The sequence below is a fragment of the Brachybacterium kimchii genome (genome assembly GCF_023373525.1).
Classification (GTDB): Bacteria; Actinomycetota; Actinomycetes; order Actinomycetales; family Dermabacteraceae; genus Brachybacterium; species Brachybacterium kimchii.
Window position 1 is genome coordinate 444,614 of record NZ_CP097218.1, and the last position, 17,427, is coordinate 462,040.

Annotated in this window: 15 protein-coding genes and 1 tRNA gene; 12 read left to right on the forward strand and 4 right to left on the reverse strand. The window is 72.5% G+C overall.

The window, feature by feature from the left end:
* Positions 1-101: 101 nt before the first annotated feature.
* Positions 102-1,007 (forward strand): LysR family transcriptional regulator, encoded by a 906-nt coding sequence (locus M4486_RS02020; RefSeq protein ID WP_249479315.1) that lies wholly within the window; start codon positions 102-104, stop codon positions 1,005-1,007.
* Positions 1,008-1,031: 24 nt separating this feature from the next.
* Here the strand turns inward: M4486_RS02020 and M4486_RS02025 are convergent, their stop codons facing one another.
* Both M4486_RS02025 and M4486_RS02030 read right to left on the reverse strand, forming a co-directional pair.
* Positions 1,032-1,871: a PrsW family intramembrane metalloprotease gene (locus tag M4486_RS02025; RefSeq protein WP_249479316.1), complete on the reverse strand. Its 840-nt coding sequence runs from the start codon at positions 1,869-1,871 to the stop codon at positions 1,032-1,034.
* A gap of 2 nt (positions 1,872-1,873) precedes the next feature.
* Complete coding sequence (locus M4486_RS02030) at positions 1,874-2,491, reverse strand: MarR family winged helix-turn-helix transcriptional regulator (RefSeq protein ID WP_249479317.1); 618 nt, start codon at positions 2,489-2,491, stop codon at positions 1,874-1,876.
* Between the two features lie 121 nt (positions 2,492-2,612).
* On the opposite strand from M4486_RS02030, the gene M4486_RS02035 reads away from it, so the two are divergent.
* The gene (locus tag M4486_RS02035) at positions 2,613-4,781 is read left to right on the forward strand and encodes an MMPL family transporter (RefSeq protein WP_249479318.1); all 2,169 of its coding nucleotides are present in this window, start codon (positions 2,613-2,615) and stop codon (positions 4,779-4,781) included.
* 183 nt (positions 4,782-4,964) lie between these two features.
* Positions 4,965-6,005: a TerC family protein gene (locus M4486_RS02040; protein WP_249479319.1), complete on the forward strand. Its 1,041-nt coding sequence runs from the start codon at positions 4,965-4,967 to the stop codon at positions 6,003-6,005.
* A gap of 16 nt (positions 6,006-6,021) precedes the next feature.
* Here the strand turns inward: M4486_RS02040 and M4486_RS02045 are convergent, their stop codons facing one another.
* Together M4486_RS02045 and M4486_RS02050 are read right to left on the reverse strand one after the other, a co-directional pair.
* Positions 6,022-6,363 carry a DUF2200 domain-containing protein gene (locus M4486_RS02045; protein ID WP_249479320.1) on the reverse strand — a complete coding sequence of 114 codons (342 nt, stop codon included), beginning with the start codon at positions 6,361-6,363 and terminating at the stop codon, positions 6,022-6,024.
* 25 nt (positions 6,364-6,388) lie between these two features.
* Positions 6,389-7,597, reverse strand: coding sequence for an NAD(P)/FAD-dependent oxidoreductase (locus tag M4486_RS02050; protein ID WP_249479321.1), 1,209 nt, complete (start codon positions 7,595-7,597; stop codon positions 6,389-6,391).
* Positions 7,598-7,790: 193 nt separating this feature from the next.
* On the opposite strand from M4486_RS02050, the gene M4486_RS02055 reads away from it, so the two are divergent.
* The 9 genes from M4486_RS02055 (at position 7,791) to M4486_RS02095 (ending at position 17,382) form a co-directional block, all read left to right on the forward strand.
* A complete protein-coding gene (locus M4486_RS02055) occupies positions 7,791-9,317 on the forward strand; it encodes an MFS transporter (RefSeq protein WP_249479322.1) in 1,527 nt (508 codons plus the stop codon).
* A 125-nt stretch (positions 9,318-9,442) separates the two neighbouring features.
* Positions 9,443-9,516: transfer RNA gene (locus M4486_RS02060), tRNA-Lys, on the forward strand.
* Positions 9,517-9,738: 222 nt separating this feature from the next.
* Positions 9,739-10,635 (forward strand): NAD-dependent epimerase/dehydratase family protein, encoded by an 897-nt coding sequence (locus M4486_RS02065; RefSeq protein ID WP_249479323.1) that lies wholly within the window; start codon positions 9,739-9,741, stop codon positions 10,633-10,635.
* A gap of 242 nt (positions 10,636-10,877) precedes the next feature.
* Positions 10,878-11,840: a mevalonate kinase gene (mvk, locus tag M4486_RS02070; RefSeq protein WP_249479324.1), complete on the forward strand. Its 963-nt coding sequence runs from the start codon at positions 10,878-10,880 to the stop codon at positions 11,838-11,840.
* A complete protein-coding gene (gene mvaD / locus M4486_RS02075) occupies positions 11,837-12,832 on the forward strand; it encodes a diphosphomevalonate decarboxylase (protein WP_249479325.1) in 996 nt (331 codons plus the stop codon). The genes mvk and mvaD overlap by 4 nt, the downstream gene beginning before the upstream one ends.
* Positions 12,829-13,926: a phosphomevalonate kinase gene (locus M4486_RS02080; protein ID WP_249479326.1), complete on the forward strand. Its 1,098-nt coding sequence runs from the start codon at positions 12,829-12,831 to the stop codon at positions 13,924-13,926. Before mvaD ends, M4486_RS02080 begins: the two co-directional genes overlap by 4 nt.
* Positions 13,923-15,110: a type 2 isopentenyl-diphosphate Delta-isomerase gene (gene fni, locus M4486_RS02085; RefSeq protein ID WP_249479327.1), complete on the forward strand. Its 1,188-nt coding sequence runs from the start codon at positions 13,923-13,925 to the stop codon at positions 15,108-15,110. The genes M4486_RS02080 and fni overlap by 4 nt, the downstream gene beginning before the upstream one ends.
* Complete coding sequence (locus M4486_RS02090; protein WP_249479328.1) at positions 15,107-16,177, forward strand: hydroxymethylglutaryl-CoA reductase; 1,071 nt, start codon at positions 15,107-15,109, stop codon at positions 16,175-16,177. Before fni ends, M4486_RS02090 begins: the two co-directional genes overlap by 4 nt.
* The gene (locus M4486_RS02095; protein ID WP_249479329.1) at positions 16,174-17,382 is read left to right on the forward strand and encodes a hydroxymethylglutaryl-CoA synthase; all 1,209 of its coding nucleotides are present in this window, start codon (positions 16,174-16,176) and stop codon (positions 17,380-17,382) included. The genes M4486_RS02090 and M4486_RS02095 overlap by 4 nt, the downstream gene beginning before the upstream one ends.
* Positions 17,383-17,427: the final 45 nt, after the last annotated feature.

A 17,427-nucleotide genomic window follows, 5' to 3' on the forward strand; every position in this document is an offset into this window, starting at 1 on the left:
GACTGACATCGACGAAGCTATACCTCGGTGCGTCGGGAGTCCAATAGCTGCGCCTATGGCGGACATGTGTTCGCGTATGGGTCGGGCGGTAGGGTGGGGGCGTGACCACTCCCGTCCTCGACCTCAACCTGCTGCGCACCTTCCTCGCCGTCCACCGGGCCGGCTCCTTCACCTCGGCGGCGCGCGCGCTCGGTCTCAGCCAGCCCTCGGTCACCACGCAGATCCGTGCCCTCGAGGCGCAGGTGGACCGCTCGCTGTTCACGCGCCTGCCGCGCGGCGTGGAGCCCACGCCCTACGCGCACGAGCTCGCCGAGCGCGTGCGCGGACCGCTCGACGCCCTCGATGCCCTGCGCACCGACGAGTGCGATCTCGACGGCGTCGCCACCCCCGTCCATCTCGCGGGCCCCGCCGAGCTGCTGTGCTCGCGCGTGCTCCCCGCCCTCGCACCGCTCGTCGCCGAGGGCGTGCAGCTGCGCACGGCCGAGGGGCTCACCGACGAGCTCCTCGAGTCGCTGCGCGAGGGGGTCCACGACCTGGTGATCACGACCCGTCGGCCGCGGGGCCGAGCGCTCGCGGCGACGCCGCTCAGCGACGAGGAGTACGTGCTGGTCGTCGCTCCCGAGTGGGCGCGCCGGCTCGAGGGGCGCGGGGAGGGGGAGAGCCTGTGCCGCGCGCTGCGGGAGGTGCCGCTCGTGAGCATCGCCGAGGACATGCCGATCGTGCGCCGTTACTGGCGCTCCGTGTTCGGCGCGCAGCCTCCCGGGGCCGCGCTCATCGCTCCCACCCTGCATGCCGTCCTCGCGGCCGTGCGCGCGGGGGCCGGCGCGAGCGTGCTGCCGCGGTCGCTGTGCCGCGAGGACCTCGAGGCCGGGGACCTCGTGGACCTCGGGGGAGAGGACGTGCCGCCCCTGAACACGCTGTTCCTCGTCCAGCGGCCCGGCGCCGAGTGCAACCCGGCCGTGGTCCGCGTGCGCGAGGCTCTCGAGGGTGCCGCGCGCTCCTGGTGACGGCAGTGAGGGGAGAGGGCCGCCTCAGCGCGGGTCGCCGGGAGCGCCCTCGAGCGCCCTCACGTGCGTCCGGTGCGCGCGCAGGATGAGGAACACGAGCGCGCCCACGCTCACGACCCCGATCAGCACGTGCAGCACCGCGCTCGACGTCGCGTCCCAGGCCGTGTGCAGGACGATCGCGACCACATAGGTGAGCGCCAGCTCGAGCACCGCGAGACCCTTGCGCCGTCCCTCGACGAGGTGCCAGACGGCGGCGCAGATCGCGCCCGTCCAGGCCACGTGACCGGCCGGGACGAGGATCGCGCGCAGCACCAGGGTCGAGTCGAGCGCCGCGAGGCCGCCACCGCGCTCGAGCAGGGCGTTGAAGCCGTAGCCCATCGTCTCGAGCACCGCGAAGCCCGTGCCCGCCGCGATGCCGACGGCGATCCCGCCGCCCCGGGTGGCGCGGTGCGCGATGGCGAGGACGAGCAGCGGGACGATCAGCTTGGCGGTCTCCTCGATGATCCCGACCAGCAGGATGGATTCCTGTCCGAGGATCAGCGCGGCGATCGTCTCGAGGAAGCCCGCGATGGTGACGGCGAGGAGGCCGCCGACGCCGACCGTCAGCAGGACGATCGGGATCGGCACCAGGATCCCGCGGCGCGTGGTCTGGGCCGCGAGCAGCACCGTGAGCGGCACGGTCCCGGCACCCACGAGCAGAACGGTCGGCAGCAGGGTGGTGTTGTGCGTGAGCAGCATGACCACGAAGACCACGATGTAGGCGAGCACCCCGACGACCAGGACGAACAGCCAGGAGAGGCGCTCGTACCAGGGCGATCCGGGCAGGGTGTGCGGGGCGGCGACGGGCACCGGCTGGGACGTCATCGTCAGGTCCTCGGTTCTCTGGAAGGGGAGGGGGCGGGTGCGGGCGGTCGTGCCCCACGGGCCCACGGAGCGTCCTCGACGGAGATCTCGCGGGCCATCGAGCGCAGGAACGCGGTGATCGTCTCGCGCTCGGCGTCGGTGAGACGCGCGGCGGCCCGGAAGCGACCCGCCTGCTGACGTCCCATGGTCTCCATGGCCGCCTGCCGCGTCGCGGGCGCCACCTCGATCGTGATCGCGCGGCGGTCGGAGGGGTGTGCGCGGCGGTGGACGTGCCCTCCGCGCTCGAGGCGGTCCAGCAGCTTCGTCGTCGAGGCGCTCGAGATCCGCAGCTCCGAGCCCAGGGCCACGGCCGTCGGCCGCTCGCCGCGGTGGGCCGCGGCGATCAGGTAGTGCAGTGCGCGCATGTCCGTCGAGTTCAGCTGCATGTACGCCTCGGAGGCCTCGCGCAGCTCCTCCTCGGTGCGCCGCAGCTCCACCAGGGCCGCCATCAGCTCGTCGATCCCCGCGATCGCCTCGCCCGTGAGCCCCGAGCGGTCCACGAGCTCCCCGGACGGATCGCTCGCGTCGATGTCCTGCACCCGCCAGGGGGACGGGGAGTGCGGCTCGGGGGTCGTGCTCATGGGCGACAGCGTAGCCACCGCCCGTGACCGGACCGGAGGCGACGGGCGGCGGCGGGGTCGAGATGCCGCGGTGATGGGGTAGATTGCTCGCCAGGCTAGCAATCTCTGGACGGAGCCCTCCATGACCCACCGCGGCACGCCCCCGCCCCGGACCCGCTGGATCCGCGCCGTGCGGATCGTGCTGCCTGCGCTGCTCGTGGTGCTCTGGCTCGCGGGAGCCTCCGTCGGCGGGCCCCTGTTCGGCCGCATCGACGAGGTCTCCTCCAACGACCGGACCGCCTACCTCCCGACCTCGGCCGAGGCGACGCAGGTGCAGAAGGCCGCAGAGGCCTTCACCGAGGGGGACACCATCCCCGCGATCGTGGTCGTCACCACCGACGGCGCGGGCGACGGGACGCTCAGCGAGGACCAGCTGCGCGGCGTCCAGGACGCCCTCGCCTCCGCCGAGGACATCGACCAGGCCGCCGGGAGCGCCTCGCCGCCGATCCCCTCGGACGACGGCCGGGCCGTCGAATCCTTCGTGCCCCTGGACGCGGATGCGGACCTCGGCGCGGCGGTCTCCGACCTCGAGACCGCCCTTGCGGCGGACCTGCCCGCGGGGACGACCTCGTACGTCACCGGGCCCGCGGGCTTCTCGGGCGACCTCACGGAGGCCTTCTCCGGCATCGACGGCCTGCTGCTGGGCGTCGCGCTCGCCGCCGTGCTCGCGATCCTCCTGATCGTCTACCGCTCGGCGCTCCTGCCCTTCATGGTGCTCGCGACCAGCATGTTCGCACTGTGCGCGGCGCTCGCGGTGATCTGGCACCTGGCGAACGCGGGAGTGCTGCTGCTGAGCGGGCAGACCCAGGGCATCCTGTTCATCCTCGTGATCGGCGCCGCCACCGACTACTCCCTCCTCATGGTCGCCCGGTACCGCGAGGAGCTGCGGGCCGTCCCCGACCGCGGCGTCGCGCTGCTGCGGGCGATCCGCGGCACCGCCGAGCCGATCCTGGCCTCCGGCGGAACGGTGATCGCCGCCCTGCTCTGCCTGCTGCTGAGCGACCTGCGCTCGAACTCGACGCTGGGCCCGGTCGCCGCGATCGGCATCGCCTTCGCGATGCTCTCGGCGCTCACCTTCCTGCCCGCGCTCCTGTTCCTCGCCGGACGCACCGCGTTCTGGCCCCGTCGGCCTCTCTACGACCCCGCCGAGGCCGAGCGCAGCGAGGAGCGCCTCGTGACCCGCGGGCTCTGGGCCGGCGTCGCCCGCCGCGTCGAGCGCCACCCGCGCCGGCTCTGGATCGGCGTGGTGCTCGTGCTGTGCGTCGCCTGCGCGGGTCTGCTCCAGCTGCGGGCCGACGGCGTCTCCCAGTCCGAGCTCGTGCTCGGCGACTCCCAGGCCCGCACCGGCCAGGAGGTGCTCGGCGAGCACTTCCCCGGCGGCTCCGGGAGCCCCGCCCAGATCCTCGTCCCGCAGGATCAGCTGCAGGAGACGGCGGACCGGCTCCTGGACGCGAACGGGGTGGAGTCGGTGAGCGCACGCTCCTCGGACGCCCCCTCGGGCAGCGCCGCGGTCACGTCCGACGGGATCCGGGGCGGGGCCGCTCCCCGTGTCGAGGACGGGCGCGTGCTGCTCGAGGCGACGCTCGCCGATGCCCCCGACTCCGCGGCCGCCGAGACCACCGTGCGCGACCTGCGCGAGGACCTGCCGCAGGACGCCCTCGTGGGCGGAGAGACCGCCACCGCGATCGACACCGACGACGCCTCCGTGCACGACCGGAACCTCATCATCCCCGTGGTCCTCGCGGTGATCGCGGCGATCCTCGTGCTGCTGCTGCGCTCCCTGCTCGCGCCGCTGCTGCTCATCGCGACCACGGCCCTGTCCTTCGGCGCGGCGCTCGGGGTCTCCGCGCTCGTCTTCGATCACGTGCTCGACTTCCCGGGGGCCGACGCGGCCGTGCCGCTGTACGGCTTCGTGTTCCTGGTCGCCCTGGGCATCGACTACAACATCTTCCTCATGACCCGCGTGCGCGAGGAGTCCCTCGCGCACGGCACGAGACCGGGGATCCTGCGCGGTCTCACCCTCACCGGCGGCGTCATCACCTCGGCCGGGATCGTGCTCGCGGCCACCTTCGCCGCGCTCGCCGTGATCCCGATCCTCTTCCTCGCGCAGCTGGCCTTCATCGTCGCCTTCGGGGTCCTGCTGGACACCTTCGTGGTGCGCACCCTGCTGGTCCCGGCGCTCGCCTTCGACGTGGGGCGCAGCGTGTGGTGGCCCTCGCGGCTCGCGCGCCGGGCGGACCGCGCGGACTGAGCGGTCCGTTCCCAGCTCCGGTTCACCTTCTCTCCGTAGCGTCTGCGGTGCAGAGGGAGTACTTCGCCTCGGCGGGCTCGTCAATACGGTCGTGCGATCACGACCCGGGCCGTCGGTTCTGGGGGACCAGGACGAAGGAGACTCTGGCAGCCATCGCATGCCCGAGCCCCTCAGGAGCCCTTCTTGGACGTCTCACCCCTCGTCTGGACGATCACGCTCGCCGTGACCGTCGCCTTCTTCGTGTACGAGTTCTTCGCGCACGTGCGCACCCCGCACGAGCCCTCGATCGGCGAGGCCGCCCGCTGGTCCGCCCTCTACATCGGCCTGGCGCTGCTGTTCGGCGTCGGCATCGGGGTCTTCTCCGGATGGGGGTACGGCGGCGAGTACTTCGCTGGCTACCTCACGGAGAAGGCGCTGTCGATCGACAACCTCTTCGTGTTCCTGCTGATCATGACCAGCTTCGCCGTGCCCAGGGTCCATCAGCAGAAGGTGCTGATGATCGGCATCGTCATCGCCCTCGTGCTGCGCGGCGCCTTCATCGCCGTGGGCGCGACCCTGATCGAGAACCTCTCCTGGGTGTTCTACGTGTTCGGCGCGCTGCTGCTCGTGCTCGCCTGGCGCCAGGCCTTCGGCTCCGAGGAGTCCGATCCGACCGACGGCCGGATCATGCGCCTGGTGCGCCGCGTCCTCCCGGTCAGCGAGGAGTACGACGGCGGCCGCTTCGTGACCCGCATCGACGGCAGGCGCTTCGTCACCCCGCTCATGCTCACGGTGCTCACCATCGGCGTGGTCGACGTCGTCTTCGCCGTCGACTCGATCCCCGCGATCTTCGGACTCACCGAGCAGACGTACATCGTGTTCACCGCCAACGCCTTCGCCCTGATGGGCCTGCGTCAGCTGTACTTCCTCATCGGCGGTCTGCTGCAGCGCCTCGTCTACCTCGCGCAGGGGCTCGCGATCATCCTCGCCTTCATCGGCGTCAAGCTCGTGATGCACGCCCTGCACGTGAACGAGCTGCCCTTCGTCAACGGCGGCCAGCCGCTGCTGTGGGTGCCCGAGGTCCCGATCTGGTTCTCGCTGTCCTTCATCGGCCTCGTGGTCGCGATCGCGACGGTCGCGAGCCTGCTGCGCACCCGCGGCGGCACGGAGGGGGCCTCGACATCGGCCGAGGTCGAGCAGGGCGACGCCGAGGTCGACCGCGGGAGCGAGCGCACCCGCTCCTGATCCGGCGCGCCCGGGGTCAGTCGCGCAGCACCTTCTCCATCGGTCGGCCCTTGGCGATCTCGTCGACGAGCTTGTCCAGGAAGCGGATCCGCTGCATCAGCGGATCCTCGACCTCCTGGACCTTCACCCCGCACACCGAGCCCGTGATGAGTGCACTCGAGGGGTTCAGCGTCGCCTCGGCGAAGAAGTCCTCGAAGGTCGTGCGCGCGTCCAGGTGATGCTGGAGGGTCGCATCCTCGAAGCCGGTCAGCCAGGTGATCGCCGCGCGCACCTCGGCCTCGGTGCGGCCCTTCTTCTCGGCCTTCGTGACGTAGTGCGGGTAGACCTCGGCCACGGGCATGGTGAAGATGCGGTGCATGGGGCGAGCCTAGTGGGCGGACCGTTCAGCCACCGGGGCTGATCCTGCCGCGCAGGTCCTCGGGGCCGGCCACCGGGGTCTCGCGCGTCTGGGCGATGAGCTCGCGGGCGGCGTCGACGCTGTCCCACGTGTTCCACAGCAGCGCGCCGCGCACGCTCCCGTCGGCCCCGTAGAGCACGACCTCGGCGGACCCGTCCTCGGAGGCGTCCTCGCGCAGGACGCGCGAGGCGTCGAGGTCCCCGATCGCCTCGTAGCCGTCCTCGAGGAGGTCCGACCAGAAGAACGGCGTGTGCTCGTATCCGGTGAGGTCGCCGGCCATCGCCCGGCCGGCGGCCTTCCCCATGGTCTCGGCGTTGTCGACGTGCTCCACGCGGCGCCTGCCCAGCAGGGCATCGGGGTAGGAGGCGACGTCGCCGGCGGCGAAGACGTCGGCGGCCGAGGTCCTCAGCAGCTCGTCCACGACGATCCCGTCGTCCACCTCGATGCCCGCTTCCTGGGCGAGGGACGTGTTCGGGGTGACGCCGATCCCGATCACTGCCGCATCCGCGGTGATCCCGGTGCCGTCCTCGAGGGTCAGGGTCACGGAGTCCTCCGCCTCCGATCCTCCGGCGAGGCGGCCGGTGACGATGCGGGCGCCCTTCGCGGCGAGCTTCCGGGTGACCTGGTCCGAGAGGTCCGGCGGGAACATGCCGGGCTGGACCGTGCCGTGGGGGAGGACGAGCGTCACCTCGACGTCGTTCTGGAGCAGCGCGGAGGCGATCTCGCCGCCGATGTATCCGCCGCCGACCACGGCGACGTGCGCGCCCGGTGTCGCCACGGCGCGCAGAGCCCGGTAGTCGGCGCTCGTGCGGTAGTGGATGACGCGCGGGCCCGGCGCGATCGGGGCGGTGCGCGGCGAGGCGCCCGTCGCGATCAGCAGGTGCTCGAAGCCGATGCGGGTGCCGTCGGCGAGTTCGACGCGATGCCCGTCCGGGTCGATCGCGGCGACCGTGCTCGAGGTGTGAAGCTCGACGCCCTCTCCGGTCACATCCAGGAGCGAGTCCTCGAGGGACGCGTCGGCGTCCAGCCACAGGGTCTTGGACAGATCGGGTCGGTAGACGGGCGGGTCGGGCTCCGCGCCGAGGACGACGACCGAGCCGGTGCCATCCTTCTCGCGGATGCCCGCAACGGCGCTGGCCGCGGCGACTCCCGCGCCGACGATCACGTACGGGTAGGAATCCTGGAACTGCGTCATCGTGGCCTCCTCGTCGTGTCCTGCCACGACCCTAGACCCGTGGCGGCGAGGGCGTGAGGGGGCGAGGGCCCGACGGTCCCCCCGTGCGCGTCTTCCCGTCGGTGTCGGGGAGATCACAGGAGTACGGTGCACGAGCGGTTCCTGGACGACGGCGCCCAGCGCACCCGGACATCGAGCACGCAGGAGGAGTTCTTTGAGCACGATCAGCTATACGCCGCAGAAGTGGCGTCCCGAGCAGGTCACCATCACCGAACCCTCGGTGATCCGTCGCGCGATCGGCGCCGCGGCCATCGGCAACATCACCGAGTGGTACGACTTCGGCGTCTACGGATATCTGCAGGTCACCATCGAGGGAGTCTTCCTCCCGAAGAACGCGGGAGCCGCCGGCGCGATCATCGTGGCCGCACTGTTCGCCGTCGCCTTCCTCGTGCGCCCCCTGGGCGGCATGTTCTTCGGCCCGCTCGCGGACCGCATCGGACGCAAGTCGGTCCTCGCCACCACGATGATCATGATGGCGCTGGGCACCTTCCTCATCGGCGTCCTGCCCGACTACGCGACGATCGGCCTCGCCGCTCCGTTCCTGCTGCTGGCCTGCCGGCTGATCCAGGGCTTCTCGACCGGTGGCGAGTACGGCAACGCGATGGCGTTCATCGCCGAGTACGCCCCGGACCGCCGCCGCGGCTTCTTCGGGAGCCTGCTCGAGGTGGGCACCTTCGGCGGCTACGTGCTGGGCGCCTCGGTCGCGACCATCATGACCGCGATCCTCACCCAGGACCAGCTGCTCAGCTGGGGCTGGCGCCTGCCGTTCTTCGTCGCCCTGCCGCTGGGCCTCGTCGGCGTCTACCTGCGCTCCAAGCTCGAGGACACCCCCGCCTACCGCGAGCTCGAGAAGCAGCAGGACGCCGAGGCCAAGGCCAAGGTCGAGGAGAAGAAGGCCGCGAAGAAGGCCGGCGCCCCGGCGAGCACCGAGACCGAGGACACGAAGAAGGGTCGCGGGGAGATCAAGGGCATCCTGCGCCTGTGGCCGAACCTGCTGGCGTGCATGGGCCTCGTGCTCGCCTGGAACGTCACCAACTACATGCTGACGGCGTTCATGCCGCAGTTCTTCCCGATGATCCGCGAGTACCAGGGCAGCGGCGGCGTCTCCGACCTCGCCTCCTCGATCCTGCAGATCATCGTCATGGTCATGTGCCTGATCCTGATCCCCGTGGTCGGCCGCCTGAGCGACCGCGTGGGCCGCAAGGCCGTGGTGCGCGCCGGCTCGATCGCGCTCATCGTGCTCTCGATCCCCTCGGTGCTGCTGATCCGCGGGAACAGCGATGTCACGGTGATGTTCGGCCTCCTCATCATGGGGCTGAGCCTGATCTGCTTCAGCGCCACCATGCCCTCCACGCTGCCGTCGCTGTTCCCGACGGCCGTGCGCGCGGGCGCCCTGTCGATCTCCTTCAACGTCGCCATCTCGCTGTTCGGCGGCACCACCTCCACGGTGATGACCTCCCTGGTGACGTGGACCCACTTCCTCATGTGGCCCGCGATCTACCTGATGGCCGCCGGCGTGATCGGCCTGATCTGCGTGCACATCGTGCCCGAGAGCAACGGCCGGCCGCTGTGGGGCTCGAAGCCTGCCGCGAGCGACCGCAAGGAGGCCACGGCGCACGCGAAGGAGCTCAGCGAGGAGGCCGAGGCCTTCGTCCTCGCCCAGCGGGCCGGCGCCCACTGATCCCCGGCGGGGCGGCCCGGCCGACGCGATGCGCCCGGTGCGGGCCGCTTCCTGTTTGCTCGCTCACAGGGTGTGGCCTCCGGTTTTGCACTCGGACCGGAGCGGGGTAATGTTTTCGTTCGTCGGCGCCATTAGCTCAGTTGGTTAGAGCAGCTGACTCTTAATCAGCGGGTCCGGGGTTCGAGTCCCTGATGGCGCACCCGATCGAGAAGCCCCCGTCGCGGAAGCGGCGGGGGCTTCGTCGTTCCCATCGACCGTTCGCCCCGTGTCCGGTCCGCGTGCACGCCGCTCCCAGCCGCGGATCGGGAGAGCGGTGCAGGATCACTTAGACTCGACCTGCGCGGGCTCGGACCGCTCGAGGGCTCTCGATCCGGACGATCCGCGCACGACGCGACATGCGACCTGCGGAAGGAGATCGGCTGTGAAGATCGCCGTCACCGGTGCCACCGGCGTTCTGGGGCAGGAGGCGGTCGAGGCGCTCGTCTCCGCGGGCCACGAGGTCACCGGGGTGACCCGCCGTGAGCGCGGCATCCCCGTGGTCGAGGGCCGCGGCGCCTCCGCGGTCGTCGCCGACGTCTTCGACGCCGCCGCCCTCGAGGACGTCTTCGCGGGCCACGACGTGGTCGTGAACACCCTCGCCCACGTGCCGATCGGCATGGCGGCCATGCGCCCGCTGGCCTGGCGCGAGGACGACAAGCTGCACATGGAGGCCTCCGTCGCGATCGCCTCCGCCGCGCAGAAGGCCGGCGTGCAGCGCCTCGTCCAGGAGTCGACGATGTTCCTCTACCCGGACAACGGCGACGAGTGGATCGGCGAGGACGAGCCGCTGTCTGTGCGCAACCAGGCCTTCCGCCCTCGGGTGCGCGAGATGCGCGCGGCCGTCGACTTCGCGACCGGCGGCCGCAGCGCCGTGATCCTGCGCCTCGGCCAGCTCTTCGGCCGGGACCCGCAGACCACCCACACGCTCAAGGCCACCCGCGGAGGCGACCAGATCCTGCTGGGCAGGCCCGAGAGCTACATCACCCTGCTGCACCACCGCGACGCGGGCCGCGCCTTCGTCGCCACCCTCGGCGCGCGCAGCGGCTTCTACAACGTGGGCGGGGAGCCGATCACCCGCGGGCGCTGGGCCAAGGACCTCGGCACGGAGGCCAAGGCCAAGGGACCCGCGAAGTTCTACCCCGAGATCGCGCAGGCCGTCGTCGGCACCCGGCTCGAGGTCCAGCGCCGCAGCCTGCGCGTGAGCTCCGTGCGCTTCATGTCCGAGACGGGCTGGCGCCCACTCATCGGCCCCTCGACCCCCGGCTGGTCGCGCATGTGAGGCGGACCCTCCGGCGGCTCCGCCGGGGTGTTCACAGAACCTTCGCACGCCCGGCCCAGGAACCCCGCTCGGGACCGCCCGGCGCGTGCCAGAATCGACGCATGTCCTCCCTCGACGTCCGTGCAGGTGAGCGTGCAGGTGAGCAGGCCCACCGCGGCGGGCGGCCCCGGGGCGGCGCGCCGTATCCTGGCGCACGGCCGGAGGTCGGCCGGCAATCCACCAGGCAGCGGGGAGAGACGAGGATGAACCCAGCGCGCACGAGCGTGCACGGTGCGCGCACCGGCATCGGTCGGGCCCACGCGAAATCGATCCTGCTGGGCGAGCACGCCGTCGTCTACGGCGCCCCCGCGATCGCCGTCCCTCTGCACGCGCTCGACCTCACCGTGCGCGTCTCCGAGCGCGCAGACGAGCAGCTCCACCTGCGCAGCGCCCTGTTCACCGGCTTCGCGGCCGACGCCCCGCAGCGCCTGCACCCCCTGGTGACCGCGATCCACGCGGCCCTCGCCCTCACCACCTCGGCGCCGCTCGGCCTGGACGTCGAGATCGACTCGGCGATCCCCTTCGAGCGCGGGCTCGGCTCGAGCGCGGCCGTGGCCGCCGGCATCGCCCGCGCGATCGGCGACCTCACCGAGACGCCCCTGGACCCCGAGGCCGTGCACGACGTCGTGATGGCCGCCGAGACCATCGCCCACGGCCGCTCGAGCGGACTGGACGGGCGGGCCGTCGCGTCCGACGTGCCCATCCGCTTCCGCGCCGGCGAGGTCACTCCTGTGCCCGTCGGCGCCCCCCTCACCTTCGTGCTCGCCGACAGCGGCCACGAGGGCTCGACCGCGGAGGCCGTCGGGGCGGTCCGCGAGCTGCGCGAGACCTTCCCGAGCCGGGTCGACGGGGTCATCGGCCGCCTGGGCGCCATCGTCGAGGAGTCCCTCGACCGCTTCGCCACCGGCGACGTCCCCGCGCTCGGCGCGCTCATGGACGAGGCGCACGGCCTGCTCACCGAGCTCGAGGTGTCCGATGCGACCCTCGACCGCCTCGTCGGCGCGGCCCGCGAGGCCGGCGCGGCGGGCGCGAAGCTCACCGGGGGAGGGCGCGGAGGCTGCGTGCTCGCCCTCGCGCCCGATGCGGCCCGCGCCGCGCACCTCGAGACGATGCTGCGGGACGCCGGCGCGACCCGCACCTGGCAGACCACGGTGGAGACCGCATGAGAACGGCGACAGCACGCGCGCACCCGAACATCGCGCTCGTGAAGTACTGGGGCAAGGCCGACGAGGAGCTCATCCTCCCCGTCGCCGGCAGCATGTCCATGACCCTCGACGCCTTCGCGACGACGACCACGGTGACCCTGGATCCGGAGGCCGACGAGGACTCCTTCGTCCTGAACGGCTCCCCGGCGACCGGCACCGCCCTCGCGCGGACCACGCGCTTCCTCGACCACGTGCGAGAGCTCGCCGGCTCGCGCGAGCGCGCGCACGTGGACTCGATGAACGAGGCCCCGACCGCCGCGGGCCTCGCCTCCTCCGCCTCGGGCTTCGCGGCCCTCGCCCTCGCCGCCTCCCGCGCCTTCGGGCTCGCCCTCGACGAGCGCGCGCTCAGCCGCCTGGCCCGCCGCGGCTCCGGTTCGGCCTGCCGCTCGGTCGTCGACCGCTATGCGGTCTGGCATGCGGGGACCGACGACGAGACCTCGTACGCCGAGCAGATCGACGCACCCGATCTGCGTCTGGTGATCGTCACGGTCGACGGCGCCCAGAAGGCCGTCTCGAGCCGCGAGGGCATGCGCCGCACGGCCGCGACCTCGCCGTTCTACGACGCCTGGATCACCTCGACCGCCCGCACCCTCGAGGAGATGGTGCGCGCGTGCGCCGCCGGCGACCCCACCCGGATCGGCGAGATCACCGAGTCCCACGCCCTGCGCATGCACGCCGTCATCGCCTCGAGCGAGCCGCCCGTGCGCTACCTCGCGCCCGCGAGCGTGGCCGTCTTCGACACCGCCGCGGCGCTGCGTGCCCAGGGCGTCTTCGCCCACACGACGGCCGATGCCGGCCCCAACGTGTGCGTGCTGACCACGCCCGCGGACGCCGAGCGGGTCGCCGAGGCCGTGTCCGCGCACGGCAGCGTCCGGATCGTCGGCCCCGGACCCGGCGCGCACCTCGTGGACGAGACCGTCGACGCGGGCGAGACGGACGGGGTGGCGCGATGATCGAGACCCGCGCCCCCGGCAAGCTCTACATCGCCGGCGAGTACGCCGTCGTCGAGCCCGGCCACCCCGCGATCCTCGTGGCGGTGGACCGCTACCTCACCGTGCGCCTCACCGAGGCGATCGGGATGGGGCGCGTCCACTCCAGCCGCTACGGGCACGGACCCGTGACCTGGGTGCGCGACGCCGACGGCGACACGATCGTCGTGGACCACAGCCCCTTCGACTACGTCACGGCCGCGATCACGATCCTCGAGCGCCTGCGCTCCGAGCGGGGCCTCGACCCGCGCTACTTCGACCTGCACATCGACTCCGAGCTGGATGACTCCAGCGGCCGCAAGTTCGGGCTGGGATCCTCGGCCGCCGTGACGGTAGCCGTCGTCGATGCGCTCGACCGGTTCTACGGGCTCGGGCTCACCGCGATGGAGCGCTTCCGTCTCGCGCTGCTCGCGACCATCCACGTCGCCCCGAAGGCCTCGGGCGGCGACCTCGCGGCATCGACCTTCGGCGGCTGGATCGCCTACACCGCGCCGGACCGGGCGCGGCTGCTCGCCCTCAGCGACGCCCTCCCTGTGGCCGAGGTGCTCACCGCCCCCGAATGGGACGTGTGCACGGTGCGTGCGCTGCCGGACCTCACCACGCTGCGCCTGCTCGTGGGCTGGACCGGCTCTCCCGCCTCGACCGAGCGGCTCGTGGACCGCGTGCGCATGAGCGAGGACGACCTCGACGCGCACTACGCCCGGTTCCTCGACGACTCCCGCGCCGCCGTCGAGGAGCTCGTCGCCGCCTGGGACAGCGACCCCGGGACGATGCTCGAGATCATCCGCCGCTGCCGCCGCCTGCTCCAGCAGCTCGGACGCCTGCGCGGTACCACCATCGAGACCGACCAGCTGCGCACCCTGTGCGATCTCGCCGAGGCGAGCGGCGCCGCCGGCAAGCCCTCCGGGGCCGGCGGCGGCGACTGCGGCATCATGCTCCTGCCCGGCGACGTGAGCGACGACGCGGTGCTCGCCACCTGGCGCGAGCACGACATCCTCCGCCTGGACCTGCGACCCCACCTCCCGCAGACCGCCGACACCGCGGGGGCCGTGCGATGAGCGCGGGGACCGACGGGGCGAGGCCCGACGCCGACGCCGCGGGACGCCGCGAGCGCAAGGAGGACCACGTGCGCCTCGCCACCGCGCAGTGGAAGGGCGGGACGCGCACCACCGAGTTCGACGACCTCGAGTTCGTCCACCACGCCCTCGGCGGGGTGAGCCTGCCCGAGGTCGACCTCGGCGTCGAGCTGTTCGACCGCACCGTGGCCGCACCCTTCTACATCAACGGCATGACCGGCGGCACGGAGTCCACCGGGCGCATCAACCAGCAGCTCGCGATCGCCGCGCGCGAGACCGGCACCGCCATGGGCTGCGGATCCGTCTCCATCGCCCTCGAGGACGAGTCCGCCGCGGACGCCTTCCGCGTGATCCGCCGCGAGAACCCCGACGGCCTCGTGATGGCGAACATCGGCGTGGGCCGCAGCGTCGAGGACGCCCGCCGCGCCGTCGACCTCGTGGGGGCCGACGCCCTCCAGGTGCACGTCAACGCCGTGCAGGAGACCGTCATGCCCGAGGGCAGCCCCGACTTCTCCTCGTGGCTGCGGGGCATCGAGCAGATCGTGGCGGCGCTCGAGGTGCCCGTGCTCGTCAAGGAGGTCGGCTTCGGGCTCAGCGCCCGCACCCTCGCCGACCTCGCCTCCATCGGCGTCGCCTGGGCCGACGTCTCCGGGCGCGGCGGCACGGACTTCCTCGCGATCGAGAACGACCGCCGCCCCGGCCGCGATTACTCCTATCTCACCGGCTTCGGCCAGTCCGCCCCCGCCGCGCTGCTGGACGCCCGCGCCCACCAGGGCGAGCTGGGCGGGATGACGCTGCTCGCCTCCGGCGGGGTCCGCGACCCCCTCGACGTCGTCAAGGCCCTCGCGCTCGGCGCCCGCGCCGTCGGCGTCGCCGGCTCCTTCCTCAAGGCCGTCGTCGAGGGCGGGCCCGAAGGGCTCGTCGAGCTCATCGGCTCCTGGCAGCGGCACACCCGCGAGCTCGCGGCACTGCTCGGAGCCCGCACGGCCGCCGACCTCGAGAGCACCGACCTGCTCGTGCGCGGGCGACTGCGCGAGTTCTGCACGCTGCGCGGCATCGACGCGGGCGCCTGCGCGCGGCGGAAGCAGGCCGTCTCGCCGCGGCCCGCGCCCGCACCCATGTTCCATCCCGTCGACCTCCCCGCAGACCCCCAGGAGCAGCGATGAGCACCGCACCCGATCCCTCCGCGCCCGCGCCCACCACGCAGATCCCCACCCGCTGGGTGGGGCCCCTGCGGATGAGCGGCAACGCCGTCGAGGGGGAGATCGAGGTGCCGCTCGCGACCTACGAGACGCCGCTGTGGCCCTCCGTCGGCCGCGGAGCGCGCATCTCCCGTCTGGTCGAGGGCGGCATCCGCGCGACCGTGCTGGGGGAGCGGATGACCCGCTCCACGCTGTTCGTCGCCCCCGACGCGGCCACCGCCTTCGAGGCGTCGAAGGTCATCGCCGAGCGCGTCGACGAGCTGCGCGAAGTCGTCTCCACCGGGTCCCGCTTCGCCCGCCTCGAGGAGATCCACCCCGAGATCGTCGGGAACCTGCTGTTCACGCGCTTCGCGCTCACCACGGGCGACGCCTCCGGCCACAACATGGTCACGCAGGCCTCCGAGCAGCTCATGGAGCGGATCCTCTCCTGGGACCTGGGGATCGAGTACGGCTCGATCTCCGGGAACTTCTGCTCGGACAAGAAGGCCACCGCCGTCAACGGCGTCCTGGGCCGGGGCCGCAGCGTCGTCGCCGAGATCCTCATCCCGCACGACGTCGTCGAGAAGCAGCTGCGCTCGACCGCCGAGCGGATCACCGACCTGGTGGTGCGCAAGGACTGGATCGGCTCCACGATCGCCGGCGCCCTGCGCTCCGCCAACGCCCACTACGCGAACATGCTGCTCGCCTTCTACCTCGCGACCGGGCAGGACGCCGCGAACATCGTCGAGGGCTCCCAGGGCTTCACCCACGCCGAGGTCCGCGAGGACGGGCTGTACTTCTCGTGCACCCTCCCGCACCTGATCGTCGGCACCGTGGGCAACGGCAAGGACCTCCCGCACGTCGACTACGCGATGGAGCGCCTCGGCTGCCGCGAGGAGCGCGAGCCCGGCGCGAACTCGCGCCGGCTGGCCGCGCTGATCGCCGCGAGCGTGCTCTGCGGCGAGCTCTCGCTGCTGGCCGCCCAGACCAACCAGGGTGAGCTGATGACGGCCCATCGTCGCCTCGAGCGGAGGAAGGCACCGCGCTCATGACCAGCAACCGCACCGGAGAATCCACCAGCACCAGTTCCAGCACCAGTTCCAGCGCGAGCATCGGCATCGAGGACCTCGAGCTCGCCGCGTCCCACCACGTCCTGGACCTCGGCCGGCTCGCCGAGGCCCGCGGCGTCGACCCCGCGAAGTACACGCGCGGCATCGGGCTGGACGAGATGGGCGTGGTCGCGGCCGACGAGGACGTGGTCACGCTGGGCGCCTCCGCCGCCGCGCGCCTGCTCGAGCGCACCGGGACCGAGGGGCTGCGCACCGTGCTGTTCGCGACCGAGTCCGGCGTGGACCAGTCCAAGTCCGGTGCGGTGATCGTCCACGGACTGCTGGGGCTGCCGAGCTCCGTGCGCTCCGTCGAGCTCAAGCAGGCCTGCTACGCGGGCGCGGCCGCCGTGCAGACGGCCATCGGCATCGTGGCCCGTCGGCCCCAGGAGAAGGTCCTCGTGATCGCGGCCGACGTAGCCCGCTACGGCCTGGGCACCTCCGGAGAGCCCACCCAGGGCGCCGGCGCCGTCGCGCTGCTGATCGCCGCCGACCCGGCGCTCCTCGCGATCGACCCCGTCTCCGGCGTGTACTCGGCCGACGTCGACGACTTCTGGCGCCCGAACGACTCCACGACCGCGCTCGTGAACGGCAGGCTCTCGATCAGCGCCTACAAGAACGCCCTGCTGGGGGCATGGGACGACCTGCAGGCGCAGGGCGGCCCCGGCGTCGACGAGCTCGAGGCCGTGGTCTACCACCAGCCCTTCACGAAGATGGCCGTCAAGGCGCAGCGCTTCCTCGACCAGCACACCGGGGGCCGCCTCGATCCCGAGGCGCTCGAGCAGGGCGCTGTCTACGACCGCCGGCTCGGCAACACCTACACGGCCTCGCTGTGGGCGGGCCTCGCCGCACTGCTGGACCATCGCGAGGGGCTCGAGGGCCGACGGATCGGCCTGTTCAGCTACGGATCCGGCAGCGCGGGGGAGATGCTCACCGGCACCGTCCAGCCCGGGTACGCGCGACCCGAGCGCGCCGCGGCGACCCGAGCGGCCCTGGACGCGCGCGTCCCCGTGACCGTCGAGGAGTACGAGGAGCTGCACGAGCGCCTGCTGGGCAGCGACGAGGACGTCGAGACCCCGCGCGTGACCACGGCGCCGTTCCGCTTCGCGGGCGTCCAGGAGGGTGCGCGGAAGTACGAGGCGACCGCCTAGACCGGTCGCCTGCCCAGGGACGACTGGAAGCGCAGCAGGTAGCCG

Bases quoted from the DNA above. Each gene is read 5' to 3' on its own strand.
- M4486_RS02050 (WP_249479321.1), bottom strand. From the start codon at position 7,597: ATGACGCAGTTCCAGGATTCCTACCCGTACGTGATCGTCGGCGCGGGA.
- M4486_RS02030 (WP_249479317.1), bottom strand. From the start codon at position 2,491: ATGAGCACGACCCCCGAGCCGCACTCCCCGTCCCCCTGGCGGGTGCAG.
- M4486_RS02025 (WP_249479316.1), bottom strand. From the start codon at position 1,871: ATGACGTCCCAGCCGGTGCCCGTCGCCGCCCCGCACACCCTGCCCGGA.
- M4486_RS02090 (WP_249479328.1), top strand. From the start codon at position 15,107: ATGAGCACCGCACCCGATCCCTCCGCGCCCGCGCCCACCACGCAGATC.
- mvaD (WP_249479325.1), top strand. From the start codon at position 11,837: ATGAGAACGGCGACAGCACGCGCGCACCCGAACATCGCGCTCGTGAAG.
- M4486_RS02035 (WP_249479318.1), top strand. From the start codon at position 2,613: ATGACCCACCGCGGCACGCCCCCGCCCCGGACCCGCTGGATCCGCGCC.
- fni (WP_249479327.1), top strand. From the start codon at position 13,923: ATGAGCGCGGGGACCGACGGGGCGAGGCCCGACGCCGACGCCGCGGGA.
- M4486_RS02045 (WP_249479320.1), bottom strand. From the start codon at position 6,363: ATGCACCGCATCTTCACCATGCCCGTGGCCGAGGTCTACCCGCACTAC.
- M4486_RS02080 (WP_249479326.1), top strand. From the start codon at position 12,829: ATGATCGAGACCCGCGCCCCCGGCAAGCTCTACATCGCCGGCGAGTAC.
- mvk (WP_249479324.1), top strand. From the start codon at position 10,878: ATGAACCCAGCGCGCACGAGCGTGCACGGTGCGCGCACCGGCATCGGT.
- M4486_RS02095 (WP_249479329.1), top strand. From the start codon at position 16,174: ATGACCAGCAACCGCACCGGAGAATCCACCAGCACCAGTTCCAGCACC.